Origin of the sequence: Streptomyces palmae, from assembly GCF_004684805.1 — a bacterium.
GTDB classification, from domain to species: Bacteria; Actinomycetota; Actinomycetes; order Streptomycetales; family Streptomycetaceae; genus Streptomyces; species Streptomyces palmae.
Map to the genome: position 1 here is coordinate 1 of NZ_SRID01000665.1, position 1516 is coordinate 1516.

The 1516-nt window shown below is 71.6% G+C and carries 2 protein-coding genes and 1 pseudogene; 2 read left to right on the forward strand and 1 reads right to left on the reverse strand.

Annotation, left to right across the window (positions count from 1 at the left end):
• Both E4099_RS31920 and E4099_RS31925 read left to right on the forward strand, forming a co-directional pair.
• Window positions 1–358 (forward strand): annotated as a pseudogene (locus E4099_RS31920) (hypothetical protein); the annotation flags it as partial.
• Window positions 359–509: 151 nt separating this feature from the next.
• Window positions 510–1085, forward strand: a complete 576-nt coding sequence (locus E4099_RS31925; RefSeq protein WP_135342576.1) for a TetR/AcrR family transcriptional regulator — start codon at window positions 510–512, stop codon at window positions 1083–1085.
• Between the two features lie 152 nt (window positions 1086–1237).
• Here E4099_RS31925 and E4099_RS31930 read toward each other — a convergent pair whose 3' ends face one another.
• Complete coding sequence (locus tag E4099_RS31930) at window positions 1238–1438, reverse strand: hypothetical protein (protein ID WP_135342577.1); 201 nt, start codon at window positions 1436–1438, stop codon at window positions 1238–1240.
• Between the last annotated feature and the right edge of the window lie 78 nt (window positions 1439–1516).

Below are 1516 nucleotides of genomic sequence, written 5' to 3' on the forward strand. Positions count from 1 at the left end.
AGATGTGTATCAGAGACAGCCGCCGCCCAGCACCCCGCCGCCGACCCCCGGCCCCGCGGTCCTCAGCTGGGAGGACCCGCAGCGGGAGGCGACCGATCAGCGCTGGTGCGAGCGGGTCACCGTCACCTTCCACAACAACGGGGGTCGGCCCGTGCGCTCGGGCGAGATCACCTTCAGCACCCACATCATCGGCTCCCTCGGCGTCGACTGGGGCACGGTCGAGTCCACCGCCGATCTACCGGCCCCCATCGAGGCCGGAGACAAGCGGAAGAAGACCTTCCCTGTCTGTGTGGCCGCCTGGCGCGTGCCGCTGGGGATGCGCATCGAAACCCAGGACCTCAGCGTCACCTGGCGCTGAACTGGGCACGGCGTCGATGTCCGGCCGGTCGGAGTGGGCCGTTGGCACGGAGCCGGAGCCGGGCCCGCTTACCCTCGGCACGACAACGACGGGCGGAACACCCACCCCCACCTACCTGCGCTCTCATTCCTAGCGCAGCTAGAATTGCAGAATGTCCATTCAGCAGCGCCGTGAGCGCGAACGAGCTCAGCGTCACCAACTGATCATCACGACCGCCCGGGAGCTGGCCGAGGCAGAGGGCTGGGACGCGGTCACCACCCGGCGGCTGGCCGAGCGCATCGAGTACAGCCAGCCGGTGCTCTACAGCCACTTCGCCAACAAGGACGCCATCGTGGCCGCCGTCGCGGTGGAGGGGTTCGCCGATCTGGGAGAGGCGCTGCACGCCGCGCGGACCGGGGCCGGATCACCGGCCGAGGCCCTGGCCGCGACGCTACGCGCCTACGAGGGCTTCGCGGAGCGCAACCCGGCGCTCTTCGACGCCATGTTCACCCTCGCCATCGACCTGCCCTTCGGGACCGCGGACTCCCCCGCCGTACTGAAGCGCGCGTTCGGCGAACTCCTGGCGGCGTTCGAGCCCTGGGCGGGCGAGCAGGATCCGGAGACCTTCACCGAGGTCGGCTGGAGCGCGCTGCACGGACTGGTGGTCCTCGCCCGCAGCGGTCGGCTCCGCCCGGACCAGCGGGACCAGCGGCTGGCGATCCTGGTGGACCGGTTCACCACCGCCTGACCCAGGGGCGACCGGTCGGTACGCCCGGGATCGCCCTCGCGGGCCGGTCGCTCGCAAGCCGGTCAGGGGCAGCTGACCCGCGCCCCGAGGCGCCCTGACCCCGGGGCCGGCCGTCGCGCCACCCCGGGGTGAATACGTAGGGCCTCGCCCGACTACTTGAGCGCCAGCCAGGCCACCGCGGCCACCACCGCGATCACGGCGACCACGCCGATGATCAGGCCGATACGCGGGCCGGAGGAGGGGGCGGCAGCCGGAGCCCGGCGGTCGGCGCCCTCATCCACGAAGGCGCGGAACATCTGGGTGCTGCCGGCTGAGTCGTAACTGCCGTCGGAACCGTGCGGGTTGTTCGCCATGGGCCACGACCCTAGCGAACCTCCCAAGATCACACACCCCCGGGCTCGCGGACTCCCCCACCCTCTCCGCCCCAGGAG